Below are 13,705 nucleotides of genomic sequence, written 5' to 3' on the forward strand. Positions count from 1 at the left end.
TTTTTGTTGGGTTATGATTCATCGTTCAGAATCACTTTTGTAGAGACGCATAATTGCGTCTCCAGGAAGATAAGCCAAACTTGCAGGTGTATAATTTATCAGAAACATCAAGTGGGAGACGCAATTATGCGCCTCTACATTTAGTTCGCCTCATAACAAATCCGAAATCAAAATTTCCAAATCCGAAATGTTACTATCTTTGCCAGTATGACTAAAGAACAAGTACAAGACTTGAGGGATAGAACTGCTTCCCTGAGGAGGCATCTTTGACATCGACAATAAGCTCGATTTACTAGCCAAAGAACAGGAAATTACCATTGGTCCCAATTTCTGGGATCATCCTAAAGAGGCCGAAAAGGTATTGGCCTCCATCAAAACAAAAAAAGTTTGGACAGACCAGTTTCAGAAACTATCGGCCATTATTGACGATACGGGCGTGCTTTTTGAATTTTACCAGGGCGGCGATGCCACCGAGGCCGAAATGCAAGAGCAATACAATGCCGCGCTAAAAGCAGTGGAGGAACTGGAGTTTAAAAATATGCTCTCGAGCGAAGAGGATCAGCTGAATGCCGTATTGCAGATCACTGCCGGTGCCGGTGGTACCGAAAGCTGCGATTGGGCCAGCATGCTGATGCGTATGTACATTATGTGGGGTGAAAAAAACGGCTACAAAGTTACCGAGCAAGATTACCAGGAAGGTGATGTGGCCGGTATAAAAACCGTAACCCTGCAGTTTGAGGGCGAGTTTGCTTACGGTTACCTGAAAGGGGAGAACGGGGTGCACCGCCTGGTGCGCGTATCGCCGTTTGATGCCAATGCCAAGCGCCATACCTCGTTTGCCTCGGTTTACGTGTATCCACTTGTAGATGATACCATTGAAATTGAGATTAACCCTGCCGATGTGGAGTTTGAAACCTTCCGCTCAGGTGGTGCCGGTGGGCAGAACGTAAATAAGGTAGAAACTGCCGTGCGTTTGTATCACAAACCATCGGGTATCATTATCAAGAACCAGGAGTCGCGCTCGCAGCTGCAGAATAAAGATAATGCCATGCGCTTACTGAAATCGCAGTTGTATGAAATTGAGATGCGCAAACGCCAGGAAACCACCAATGCCATTGAGGGCAACAAAAAGAAAATTGAATGGGGTAGCCAGATCCGTAACTATGTACTGCACCCATACAAACTGGTGAAAGATTTGCGCACAGATCATGAAACCTCAAACGCCCAGGCGGTACTTGACGGCGAGCTGGATGATTTCCTGAAAGCTTACCTGATGGAGTTTGGCGGAGCGAAGTAGGGAGGAATAAAAAGCAGCGTTTAATTAGCGCTGCTTTTTTGTTTTGGCTAAAGCCGATTGTTGGCTCCTTAATTTGCCGTTGACTTTAGTCAACGGCAATGAATGATGATTTTTAAGACAATTGTTATATCAGTTTCTGAATTTATTCATTGCCGTCCCATTTATGGGACGGGGTGCTAATGCAACAAAATGGCTTTAGCCAAAATTAAATAGTTAAGTTATATCTTTAGGTTTTGTTAAACCTAAATTATGTCGTTTGTAAAGATCTGGGTACACCTTGTATTTTCCACCAAAAATCGCGAACCGTTATTGAGCAAACAGATCAGATATGATGTCTATAAGCATATTGCTCAAAATTGCAGCGAGAAAAATATCTTTTTGCAAGCGATAAATGGCTATGCCGATCATTTGCATTGCCTGATATCATTGGGAAAGGATCAAAACATAGCCAAAATTAGCCAGTTAATAAAAGGGGAATCATCTTACTGGATCAATCAAAATAATCTAACTTCAGAGAAATTCAGCTGGCAAGACGATTATTTTGCTGTTTCTGTGAGCGAATCACAAGTTCCTGCAGTTATAACCTATATTAGCAATCAGGAACAGCATCATGCCAAAAAAACATTCGACCAGGAAGTCAACGAGTTTATGGTTAGATACGGATGGAATCTTATTAAAGATAATTAATCACAGTCTTGTTTGGAAAGAAACGAAGTAATTGCAAAATAGTTGTAATTCTAACAACGCAAACTATTTAATCACCACCGTATCAATAATAGCCGACTTATCGGTATTCTCTACCTTATAAAATTTAAGGTAATAAGTACCGGCCGTTGGTGCCTTGAAGGTGTAGCTGATAGGGCGGGGCACAGAATCTGTAGGGATGCTATCTGTGCGGATAACGCTGTATAGTTTAACAATACGGGTGTCATCATCTGCAGTGCTATCGCTTACGTGGTCAAACCACAACCCCTGTTGTGTATTATGCCAAAGCAAGTTAAAAGTGAGCGTTTCGCCGGGTTTGCCGCTGGTTGGCCCGTTAACGCCAGAGATGTTGGCCTGCATTACCTCGCCGTTAATTTGCGACAGACCTGTTTGCACATCCTCTTTCTTACAGGCTGCAAAGGCAGCTGCAACAGCAAGAACGACAAATAGATAGCGCAGACGTTGGTTCATCGAAAAAGGCAAGGCTTGTACCTAATACGAATAAAGGTAGTGAATTATTATTACCGGCAAAAAAATAATGAGCGAATGATTTTCTGAATGAGCGAATGAGTGAATTTTGGATGAGTGAATGAACGAACAAGCACGTCTGGCATATTCCATGCTCACTCATTCACTCCTTCAAAAATCACTCACTTAATCTTAGAACGCTTCTCCCAAACTTAGATAAAGGCCGCTTTGACGGCCTTCGCCCGGCACTTTCTGGCCCACGCCGTAGTCCATACGCATAGAAAGCCCTTTTTCAACGTCGAAGAAATAACGCAGACCGCCGCCATAATTGGGTTTCAATTGAGCGAATGAGAGTGATTTGTTAAACACGGTGCCCGTACCTGCAAAGCCTACCACGCCAATCCGGTCGCTCAGACGGTAGCGCAGTTCAGTTTGAGCTGCAACCATGTTACGGTCGCGGTAGCGGCCGTTATAGTAACCGCGCATCATCTCGTCGCTACCCAGGGCGGGCAGGAGGTAGAAGGGCGACTGGCCGCCGGTCAGGCTTTGTTCCTGCATGTCAAAACCCAATACAAAGCGTTTACTTAACTTATTGTATTGGGTAATTTCTATATTAAGAAGGCCTCCCCGGTAGTTATTGTTACTGGGCGGGTTTTGTCCGGGCAGAGTGTAAAGGTAATTATCGCGGTTAACGCCCCCCATTAAGTAATAATAGGTGTTAATGAATATTCCTTTGGTGGTATAAGTATTGTTGTTGCGCGTGTCAAACTGCAGGGCTACGCCAGCCAGCATCCCGCCGCCACCATTGCGGTTTTGCACCAGCGGGTTAGTATCGAAGCTGCCGCCGGGATTTTTATTTTCAAAATGATAATCATATGCACCTAGCAGGGCGCCTATATATAAATTTTGCGTAATGCGCTTATCGGCCTCAAAGTTTAACTTAAAACGGTGTTGGCCCAGGCGGTCTTTATCGGCCTTATAAGTATCTGGGCCTATGCCATAAAAATCGAACGGGAAGTTAATATAACTAATCGAGCCGGTATAGTGCCACTGGTTTTGCGATGTCCAGTAGCTGGTGCTCAAACTAAGCCGGTTCTGGCCCTTGGTAGTAAGGGTTGCGTAGCCAAACACGTTTGATACCCGGGTGTCGGTATGCACGGTATCGGTATAAAAAGAATAAAGACCTGAGCCGCCCACCTCAACGCCGGTTTCTGGTGCCGAGCTGAATACCGGCAACAGGAAGAAGCTGCTGTGCTTGCTGCTATCCTTCTCAAACAACATTTTGCGCACAAATTTAGGGAGCAGGTTTTTTTGGGCCGATGCCGTGTTGCCGATAGCAAGCGACAGTATAATAATAGGTAGAAGTTTTTTCATGGTAAGATTGCGCGGCTAAGATAACGCCATTTTGTTTGATTTGTCGGGGATGATGGTGAATTAAACAATGAAGACACTGTGGCTAGCACAGAGGGCGTGAGGGGGAACTGTTTTCGTAGAGCCACATATTTGTGGCTCATTTGTCAGATGTCATTACACGCGGGAGCCACAAATATGTGGCTCTACAAAATTTTAAGGCCCTCCGTTATTTTCCGTTCAGAACTAATGTCTGATTAACCAATCAACTATTTAACTAAAAGCCTACCTTTGCGCCGAAAATAGAAATCAACAAAATCATGAGCAATACAAGAGGACCTATTTCTCAGTTTATCGAGAAAAACTACCTTCACTTTAATGCTGCCGCGCTGGTTGATGCGGCCAAAGGTTATGAAACACACCTGCTGGAAGGCGGCAAAATGATGGTGACCCTTGCCGGCGCCATGAGTACGGCAGAGCTGGGTATCTCGCTGGCCGAGATGATCCGTCAGGGTAAAATTGATATCATTTCTTGTACCGGCGCTAACCTGGAAGAAGATATCATGAACCTGGTTGCGCACTCGCACTACAAACGTGTACCTAACTATCGCGATCTGTCACCGCAGGATGAGTGGGATCTGTTAGAGAACCACTACAACCGTGTTACCGATACCTGCATTCCTGAAGAAGAAGCCTTCCGCCGTTTGCAGAAACATATTCATAAAATTTGGAAAGATGCCGACGATGCCGGCGAGCGTTATTTTCCGCACGAGTTCATGTACAAAATATTGCTGAGCGGCGAGCTGGAGCAGTATTACGAGATCGACCCGAAAAACTCATGGATGCTGGCCGCCGCAGAGCGTAACCTGCCAATTGTGGTACCAGGATGGGAAGACTCTACCATGGGCAACATCTTCGCCTCATACGTAATTAAAAACGAGATCAAAGCCACTACCATGAAAAGCGGTATCGAGTATATGGCTTGGTTGGCCGACTGGTACGTGCAAAACTCAGAAGGCAAGGGCATCGGTTTCTTCCAGATTGGTGGCGGTATTGCCGGCGATTTCCCAATTTGTGTAGTGCCAATGTTGTACCAGGATATGGAGATGGAAAACATTCCGTTCTGGAGCTACTTCTGCCAAATTTCAGATTCAACCACTTCTTACGGTTCATACTCTGGCGCTGTGCCAAACGAAAAGATTACCTGGGGTAAGCTGGATATTGATACGCCTAAGTTTATTGTGGAGAGTGATGCTACCATCGTGGCTCCGCTGATCTTTGCCTGGATATTGAATCAGTAATTACTTTTATAAAGAATTATCAAAGGGATAAACTATCAGTTTATCCCTTTTTTGCTTTATGATGTTTGGCTTTATGGAATTAGTTATATTTAAACATCTATAACCTATAAAACCTTAAAATCATGAAAGTAAAACCTCTGTTAACAATTTTATCGCTGTCGCTGCTCTCTGCCTGCGCTGTTAAAAAGCCTACCCAATCTGCCTATGGTTCTTTTACCGATGCGCGGGACGGCCAGATTTACAAAACCATAAAAATTGGCGGACATACCTGGATGGCTCAGAATCTGAATTACAAGGTAGATGGCGCCACGGGTTATGCCAGTGATCAGGCCGACGTCAAGATTTATGGTCAGTTATATAGTTTTTATGCCGCACAGGCTGCGGTGCCCAAAGGCTGGCACCTGCCAACCGCTGCCGAGTGGGACCAGTTAAAAGCCGATTGCCCTGATCTGGTGAATAAGCTTAACATTCGTTTTGGTGGTGAATATAGTGCAGGTGAACATATGTATCTGGGCAGCAAGGCCACGTTTTATACCTCTACGCATGATGGGATGCCCGTAATAACGGTCTATATAAATAAAGGCGACCCTGCTTTGTATAACAACCGGCAGGGAATTGGCTGGCAACTAAGTGTGAGGTGCGTTAAAGATGAAATAGGTAGTACTGTTACCAAGAATTATAATGCTGGCGCCGATAAAATTGTAAAGGAGAAGCGGAAGCCGGCAAACCAGAACTATGGCACTTTTACTGATGAGCGCGATGGTCAGGTTTATCAAACCGTAAAAGTTGGTAACCAAATTTGGATGGCCCAAAACCTTAACTACAAAACAGACGGCGCCCAATATTACGGTGGCGACGAGGCTAATGCCAAAATTTATGGCAGGCTATATGGCTTTTACGCTGCACAGGCGGCTGTGCCCAAAGGGTGGCACTTGCCAACTGCAGCAGAGTGGGAGCAGTTAGGACAAGCGTGTCCTGATCTGGTAAATACACTGAAAATTTCTTTCGGGGGCGAATATGGTGCAGGCAAATTCAGATACCTGGAGGGTATGGCTACATTTTATACCAGCACGCATGATGGCACACCCCTCATCACCATGCATATAGATAAAGGCGACAATACTTTGCGTACCAACCGGCAGGGGATAGCCTGGCAACTCAGCGTGCGTTGTGTAAAAGATCAACCAGCAGAATAACACCCTTATAACGTACAGAGATAGGCTAATCTTATGAAGCGCATCAAAATTGCCCGCAGTTTTGATGCGCTTTTTTTATGAATGCCCCCAAATTGCCCCATGATGATAAAAAATGCGAGTGGCAACTTCAATTGACGACGGTTTTTAACAATATTTTTGGCTTCTAAGTTTTTGTTGATAAAAAAAACGCCAGGGTGCTTTAGGGTAAAAACGCGGTTTTTGATATCATTTAGGCGGTTTTTGTGTTTTATTTAGAAAGATTATAAATTATAGTTTAGTGTCACTAATTTGTCAGCTATACTGTAATAAATTTTACTTTTGTGCACTGAAAATAAGCGGGTGTATTAGATATCTATCAGCATTTTCAACCAAATAATTAAAAATTATTAAGCACAAATACACTTTATGAGAAGTATCTCATTGATTCTTAAACAACTTTCAAGGTCGATTTTACTGGTTGCCGGTTTAACGGCGATGAGCCTTGCGGCCCGTGCACAGGGAGACGCAGCAAAAGGTGAGGCGCTGTTTAAAAGCAAATGTACCGCTTGTCATAAGCTCGATCAGCGTATGACCGGTCCGGCCCTTGGTCCAATCATTACAGCAGAAACTGATGACAAATGGTTAACCAAGTGGATTCAAAACAACCAGGCTGTAATCGCCGCTAAAGATCCTAAAGCATTAAAGATCTACAACGAGTTTAACCAGGCCAGTATGACCGTGTTTGCCGATCTGAGTGACGGCGATGCGGCCAACATTATTGCTTATGTACGCACCGAGTACAAAAAAATGCAGGAAACCCCTAAGGGTGGTGATCCTACCAAAGGTGCTGCAGCAGAAGACAAAGGCCCAAGCAGCATGATGATCTACGGCCTGCTGGGCGTAATCGTTATTGCTTTCATCGTTATCCTGGTACTGAATAAAGTTATCGGTACACTGGAGCGCTTACTGTTAAAGAAAAAAGGCTTACTTACCGACGAGGAAGAAGCTGAACAGGCAGAGAAAGGCAGCGCTTTAGCAACTGTTGTTAAGCTGAGCAAAAACAAGAAACTGGTATTCTTCTTTGTGTTCTGTGGTACACTTGCTTTAGGTAGCTACGCTTGGGTAACCATGTGGAACACCAACGTTCACCAGGGTTATCAGCCGGTGCAGCCAATCAAATTCCCGCATGATCTGCATGCTGGTGTAATGAAGATACAGTGTCAATACTGTCACTCTGGTGCATACAAGTCAAAAAATGCAACCATTCCTTCACTTAATATTTGTATGAACTGCCACAAAACGGTTAAAACTGAGTCGCCAGAGATTCACAAGATCTATGACGCACTAGGTTACGATCCGTCGACAGCTAAATATGACAGCACCAAAGCTCATCCAATGCAGTGGGTAAGGGTACACAACCTGCCAGACCTGGCTTACTTCAATCACTCTCAGCACGTAAAAGTTGGCAAAATCAAATGTCAGCAGTGTCACGGTCCGATTGAAACCATGAAAGAGGTTTACCAATACTCACCATTGACCATGAAATGGTGTATCCAGTGCCACAAACGCACCGAGGTTGACTACAAAGGCAACGCTTACTACGCTCACCTGGAAGAAGTTCACGACAAAATTAAACGTGGCGAGAAAGTGACCGAGAAAGAAATGGGCGGTACCGAGTGCGGTAAATGTCACTATTAATTAAAAGAAACTTAGCAATTACAGTTTATATAGCTTAAATGGACAGCAATAAAAAATACTGGAAAGGTTTAGAAGAACTAAACAACACGCCAGAATTTGTTGAGAAAAATAAAAACGAATTCGCAGAGCCTATTCCTATCGAGGATTTGCTGAGCGGAGACGGCTTATCGGGCCGTACCCCTCGCCGCGATTTCTTAAAAGCACTGGGCTTTGGTGTAGGTGCGGTTGCCCTGGCTGCTTGTCAGCCGGTGCCTGTGCACAAATCAATCCCTTACTTGATCAAGCCAGAAGAGGTTACTCCTGGTATTCCTAACTACTATGTGTCAAGTTTTGAAGGTCAGCCTATCCTGGTTAAAACCCGTGAAGGTCGCCCTATCAAAATTGAAGGTAACCCTGAAGATATCCTGGCAAAAGGTGGCTTAAGCTCACAAGGTCAGGCATCAGTTTTAGACCTGTATAACGCAGGCCGCCTGCAGGCTCCGCAAAAAAACGGTGCTGATGCTGGTTGGGATGCCGTAGATGCATTTGTTAAAACCGAGCTGACTGCCATTAAAGCTGCCGGTAAAAAGATCCGTATCGTTTCTTCAACCGTTTACAGCCCTTCAACTCAGGCTGTAATTGCACAGTTCACTGCTCAGTACCCAACTACAAAACACATTAATTATGATGCGGTATCATACACCGGTATCATCAAAGCTAACGAGAACAGCTTTGGTAAAGCCGTTATCCCGCATTATAACTTTGATAAAGCCGATGTAATTGTAAGCTTCAGCGCCGATTTCTTAGGTAGCTGGATGGCTAACGAAGAGTATACCCGTCAGTACGTTTCTAACCGCGGTCAAAAAGCACTGGAAGCTAAAAAGATGTCACGCCACGTTCAGTTTGAAACTGGCATGAGCTTAACCGGTTCTAATGCTGATACCCGCGTGCCTTTAAAACCATCTGAAGAAGGTTTGGCTATCATCGCGCTGTACAATGCTATTGCTGGTACTACACTGCCAGGCACTAAAGCTTTAGACAACAAAGCATTAGACGCTGCTGTTAAAGTTGCTGCTAAAGAGCTGGTTGCTGCTAAAGGTAAAGCCTTAGTTGTTGCAGGTGCTAATGATGTAGCTACTCAGGTACTGGTAAACGCCATCAACTCACTGTTGGGCAGCTACGGTACTACTATCGACTTAGATAACACTGTAAATAAATTTGCTGGTAACGATCAGGATTTCATCGACCTGTTAAGCGAGATGAACCGCGGCGAAGTTGATGCCGTATTCTTCCTGAATACTAACCCTGCTTATAACTACTACAAACCTGCTGAGTTTGCATCGGCCCTGAAAAAAGTTCGCCTGAAAGTGAGCTTGACCGAGCAACTGGACGAAACCGCAAAACTGTGTGACGTTGTTGCTGCCAACAACCACTTCCTTGAATCATGGGGTGATGCACAGGTATTGACTGGTTACCATTCAGTAATTCAGCCAACTATTAACCCGGTATACAACACCCGTCAGGCTGAGCAAAGCTTGATGAACTGGAGCGATAGCCCTGTTAAAGATTACTACACTTTTGTACGTAACAACTGGGATGCCACTGTGTTCCCTAAAACAGGTGCAACCGGCCAGCCAGCATGGGAAAAATTACTGCAAACCGGCTTTGTTAAATTTGCCGATGTTACTGCAGGTTCTTATACCTTCTCTAAAGATCTTAACGCGGTAGCTACTACCATTGCACAACAAAGTGCAAAACAAGCTACCAGCGGTGCTGATAAAGTAGAGCTGAGCCTTTACGAAAACGTATCTGTAGGTAGCGGTGCCCGCGCCAATAACCCTTGGTTGCAGGAGTTGCCTGATCCGGTTTCAAAAGTAACCTGGGACAACTTTGCTGCTGTTTCTCCACTGTACGGCAGAGACGTACTGAAAGCAGAGCAGGGCGATGTTGTTGAGATTACTGTTGACGGTTACAGCGTTAAATTACCATTGTTGTTCCAACCAGGCCAGGCATCTGGTACCGTATCTATAGCTTTAGGTTACGGTCGTACGGCTGCCGGCAAAGTAGGTGATGGCGTAGGTCAGAATGCTTATCCGTTCTACAGCCTGTTGAATGGTACTTTCCAAACTTCATCTGTTGCTTCTATCAAAGTAACCGGTGTTAAATCTCCACTTGCACAAACACAAACTCACCACTCATACGAAGGTCGTAACGTTATCCGCGAAACTACCCTGTCTAAATACCTGAAAGATCCGGGTGCTGCCAGCGGTAAATCAGAGAAACGTAAAGAGTACGCTTCTATGTGGGATGAGTATGAACGCCCTACCTATGATTGGGTTATGGCGATCGACCTGAATGCTTGTACTGGTTGTGGCGCCTGTGTGGTTGCTTGTAACGCAGAAAACAACGTTCCGGTAGTTGGTAAAGACGAGGTAATGCGTCGTCGCGAGATGCACTGGATCCGTATTGACCGTTACTATAGCTTTAACGAAGGTGCAGGCGAGCCTGTAACAGAGGAAGCTGAAATTGCTAAACTGAAAAACCTGGATAACGTATCTGTAGTGCACCAGCCAATGCTGTGCCAGCACTGTGATCACGCTCCGTGCGAGACTGTATGTCCGGTACTGGCTACCGTACACTCAAGCGAAGGTTTGAACCACATGGCTTACAACCGTTGCGTTGGTACCCGTTACTGCGCTAACAACTGTCCATACAAAGTACGTCGCTTCAACTGGTTTAACTACTGGAACGATGCCCGCTTTGAAAACTACATGCAAGAGCAATATACTCAGCTGGTGTTAAACCCAGACGTTGTTACCCGTTTCCGCGGTGTAATGGAGAAATGTTCTATGTGTATCCAGCGTATCCAGGCTGGTAAACTGAAAGCCAAAATGGAGAACCGTCCGTACAAAGATGGCGACGTTAAAATGGCTTGTCAGCAAACCTGTTCTGCAAACGCTATCATCTTCGGTAACAGAAACGATCCTAACTCTGAAGTTGCTAAAGCACTGGCCAGCGAACGTACTTACTACGTACTGGAAGAGCTTAACGTGAAACCAGGCATTGGTTACCAGGTGAAAGTTAGAAATGTAAACGAGTTAGAAGCTTAATTTATCATCAAAGAGATATAAACATATATGGCATCTCATAATGAATCAATACTCAGGGAACCGTTAGTTACCGGCAAGGATATTACCTATGCCAAGGTTACCAATGATATTCTGATCCCTGTAGAAAATAAACCTAACAAAGCCTGGTGGATAGGCTTTGTGGTTGCCTCTCTAGGCGCGTGCCTTTGGGTATTCGCTGTAAGCTGGACCTTCTGGTTCGGTATCGGCTCTTGGGGCTTGAACAAAACAGTAGGTTGGGCATGGGACATCACCGGCTTCGTATGGTGGGTAGGTATCGGTCACGCCGGTACGCTTATCTCGGCGGTATTGTTATTGTTCCGTCAAAACTGGCGTAACTCTATCAACCGTTCTGCAGAAGCGATGACGATCTTTGCGGTTATCTGTGCCGCTACTTACGTAGTATCACACATGGGCCGTCCTTGGTTAGCTTTCTATCCACTGCCTTTGCCAAACCAGTACGGTACGTTACCGGTTAACTTTAACTCACCACTGGTATGGGACGTATTTGCGATCTCTACTTACTTCTCAGTATCATTGGTATTCTGGTACACTGGTTTATTACCAGATATCGCTGCCATCCGTGACCGCGCTACTGGCATCAAACAAAAAATCTATTCAGTTTGCTCTTTCGGCTGGACAGGTTCAGTTAAAACCTGGCAACGTTTTGAGACCGTGTCATTAATTCTGGCAGGTATCTCAACTCCACTGGTACTTTCGGTACACACCATCGTATCTATGGACTTTGCAACTTCACTGGAACCAGGCTGGCACACTACCATCTTCCCTCCGTACTTCGTTGCGGGCGCGATCTTCTCAGGTTTCGCGATGGTACAAACCCTGTTGCTGGTTGCACGTAAAGTATTAGGCCTAGAAAACTATATCACGATGTTCCACATCGAGTCGATGAACAAGATCATCTTAACTACCGGCTCTATCGTAGGTATCGCTTATATCACTGAGTTCTTCATCGCTTACTACTCTGGTAGCGAGTACGAGCAGTACACCTTCTTAAACCGCTTTATCGGTCCGTACTGGTGGGCAGGTTGTATGATGTATGGCTGTAACGTACTGATGACGCAGCTGATGTGGTTCAAGAGTATCCGTACCAACATTCCACTGTCATGGTGTTTATCTATCATCGTAAACATTGGTATGTGGTTCGAACGTTTTGTGATCATCGTTGTATCACTGCACCGTGACTTTATCCCTTCAAGCTGGGCAATGTTCTATCCAACCTGGGTTGACGTGAGCATATTCGTAGGTTCAATCGGCTTGTTCTTCACCATGTTCCTGTTGTTCATCCGCGTGCTGCCAGCTGTGGCTATCGCCGAGGTGAAACTGCTGCTGAAATCATCAAGCGAGCAGGCTAAGAAGAAATTGATTGCGGACGGTCACCTGGATCACTCGCATGTTGAATTCTACAAAGATTCATTAACCAAATTTGACAGTGTTGAACTGGCTGAATACGAAAAAGCATAAACGAAGATGAGCAGTACTAAATTTATATTGGGCCTTTTTGACGATCCTGATGAACTGATGCACGGGATTGACAAGCTGCAGAAAAACAGCGTGCCTATCTATGATGTATATTCACCAATGCCTATTCACGGTATTGAGGCTAAACTGGGCATTAAAGATTCTCGCCTGGGCTATGCAGCCTTTATGTTTGGTTGTATAGGTGGTACCGTGGTATTTACCATTATGTACTACATGCTGGTGCATGACTGGCCAATGAACATTGGTGGTAAGCCGCACTTTGCTGTTCCGGATTTTATTCCAATCACTTTTGAGTGGACCGTACTGTTTACTGCTTTCGGTATGGCATTCACTTTCTTCTATGCAACGCACCTTTTCCCGGGCCGTACACCACGCGTGATGGACCTGCGCGCAACCGATGACCGATTTGTAATCGCCATCGATGCTAAAGGAAATGTACCGCACGCAGATATCGACAATATATTAAAAGAAGCAGGAGCCGTAGAAATTAAGCATAACGACAGAAAATATGTTAGCTATGAATAAAAACAGAATATTGGGCGCAACGGCCATCGTTATCGCTGCCACGGTAGTACTGTCATCGTGCAAAGATAAAAGGAGCACCGGTTGGGAATACGCTCCCAATATGTACGAACACATTGCCTATGACCCGGATCAGGCAAACCCTAACTTTAAAGACGGCAAAACCGCACAGGTGCCGCCTGCAGGTACTATTCCGGTTGGCTTTGTAAAATTTGATTACCCGAACACTAAAGAAGGATACGAACTGGCAGGTGCGCAAGTAAAGAGCCCGTTATTCCTTACCAGCAAAAATATTGAGGAAGGCAAAGTATTGTTTACCAGCTTCTGCTCACCATGCCACGGCCAACACGGTCAGGGTGACGGCGAGGTAGTAGCACACGGTTTCCCTGCGCCGCCTTCATACTCAAAAGGCCAGTCGTCTCGCGGCGGTAACATGAGCGACCTGACCGATGGCAAAATTTACCACACCATTACTTATGGTGTAAACGCCATGGGTTCATACGCTTCGCAGCTGTCGCCAGAGGAGCGCTGGAAAGTAGTAATGTATGTTCACCAGTTACAAAAAACCTTATAAGATTTAAA

Annotated in this window: 11 protein-coding genes; 9 read left to right on the plus strand and 2 right to left on the minus strand. The window is 45.2% G+C overall.

Translation table 11 applies throughout. The annotated features are described in order from the left end of the window. The first annotated feature begins 207 nt into the window (after positions 1 to 207). Both prfB and tnpA read left to right on the plus strand, forming a co-directional pair. Positions 208 to 1,297 (plus strand): peptide chain release factor 2 gene (gene prfB, locus ABZR88_RS03595; RefSeq protein WP_146166573.1). Its coding sequence is split into 2 segments (ribosomal slippage): positions 208 to 267 and positions 269 to 1,297, totalling 1,089 coding nucleotides; the frame shifts between segments, so codons are not numbered across the junction. 249 nt (positions 1,298 to 1,546) lie between these two features. Continuing rightward, positions 1,547 to 1,984 carry an IS200/IS605 family transposase gene (gene tnpA / locus ABZR88_RS03600; RefSeq protein ID WP_107829763.1) on the plus strand — a complete coding sequence of 146 codons (438 nt, stop codon included), beginning with the start codon at positions 1,547 to 1,549 and terminating at the stop codon, positions 1,982 to 1,984. Between the two features lie 63 nt (positions 1,985 to 2,047). Here the strand turns inward: tnpA and ABZR88_RS03605 are convergent, their stop codons facing one another. Together ABZR88_RS03605 and ABZR88_RS03610 are read right to left on the minus strand one after the other, a co-directional pair. Then, positions 2,048 to 2,473 carry a hypothetical protein gene (locus tag ABZR88_RS03605; RefSeq protein WP_107829765.1) on the minus strand — a complete coding sequence of 142 codons (426 nt, stop codon included), beginning with the start codon at positions 2,471 to 2,473 and terminating at the stop codon, positions 2,048 to 2,050. 189 nt (positions 2,474 to 2,662) lie between these two features. Continuing rightward, positions 2,663 to 3,844, minus strand: a complete 1,182-nt coding sequence (locus ABZR88_RS03610; protein WP_107829767.1) for a polymerase — start codon at positions 3,842 to 3,844, stop codon at positions 2,663 to 2,665. A gap of 296 nt (positions 3,845 to 4,140) precedes the next feature. Between ABZR88_RS03610 and ABZR88_RS03615 the strand changes: the two genes are divergently transcribed. The 7 genes from ABZR88_RS03615 (at position 4,141) to ABZR88_RS03645 (ending at position 13,697) form a co-directional block, all read left to right on the plus strand. Then, a complete protein-coding gene (locus tag ABZR88_RS03615) occupies positions 4,141 to 5,121 on the plus strand; it encodes a deoxyhypusine synthase family protein (protein ID WP_107829769.1) in 981 nt (326 codons plus the stop codon). Positions 5,122 to 5,243: 122 nt separating this feature from the next. Then, on the plus strand, positions 5,244 to 6,317 hold the full coding sequence (locus ABZR88_RS03620; protein WP_107829771.1) for an FISUMP domain-containing protein: 1,074 nt from the start codon (positions 5,244 to 5,246) through the stop codon (positions 6,315 to 6,317). 405 nt (positions 6,318 to 6,722) lie between these two features. After that, the gene (locus tag ABZR88_RS03625) at positions 6,723 to 7,994 is read left to right on the plus strand and encodes a c-type cytochrome (RefSeq protein ID WP_107829773.1); all 1,272 of its coding nucleotides are present in this window, start codon (positions 6,723 to 6,725) and stop codon (positions 7,992 to 7,994) included. 38 nt (positions 7,995 to 8,032) lie between these two features. Next, on the plus strand, positions 8,033 to 11,083 hold the full coding sequence (locus tag ABZR88_RS03630) for a TAT-variant-translocated molybdopterin oxidoreductase (protein WP_107829775.1): 3,051 nt from the start codon (positions 8,033 to 8,035) through the stop codon (positions 11,081 to 11,083). A 27-nt stretch (positions 11,084 to 11,110) separates the two neighbouring features. Further along, on the plus strand, positions 11,111 to 12,583 hold the full coding sequence (gene nrfD / locus ABZR88_RS03635; protein WP_107829777.1) for an NrfD/PsrC family molybdoenzyme membrane anchor subunit: 1,473 nt from the start codon (positions 11,111 to 11,113) through the stop codon (positions 12,581 to 12,583). Between the two features lie 6 nt (positions 12,584 to 12,589). Next, positions 12,590 to 13,126, plus strand: a complete 537-nt coding sequence (locus tag ABZR88_RS03640; protein WP_107829779.1) for a DUF3341 domain-containing protein — start codon at positions 12,590 to 12,592, stop codon at positions 13,124 to 13,126. Then, the gene (locus ABZR88_RS03645; RefSeq protein ID WP_107829780.1) at positions 13,110 to 13,697 is read left to right on the plus strand and encodes a cytochrome c; all 588 of its coding nucleotides are present in this window, start codon (positions 13,110 to 13,112) and stop codon (positions 13,695 to 13,697) included. The genes ABZR88_RS03640 and ABZR88_RS03645 overlap by 17 nt, the downstream gene beginning before the upstream one ends. Positions 13,698 to 13,705: the final 8 nt, after the last annotated feature.

Source organism: Mucilaginibacter yixingensis (assembly GCF_041080815.1).
GTDB classification, from domain to species: Bacteria; Bacteroidota; Bacteroidia; order Sphingobacteriales; family Sphingobacteriaceae; genus Mucilaginibacter; species Mucilaginibacter yixingensis.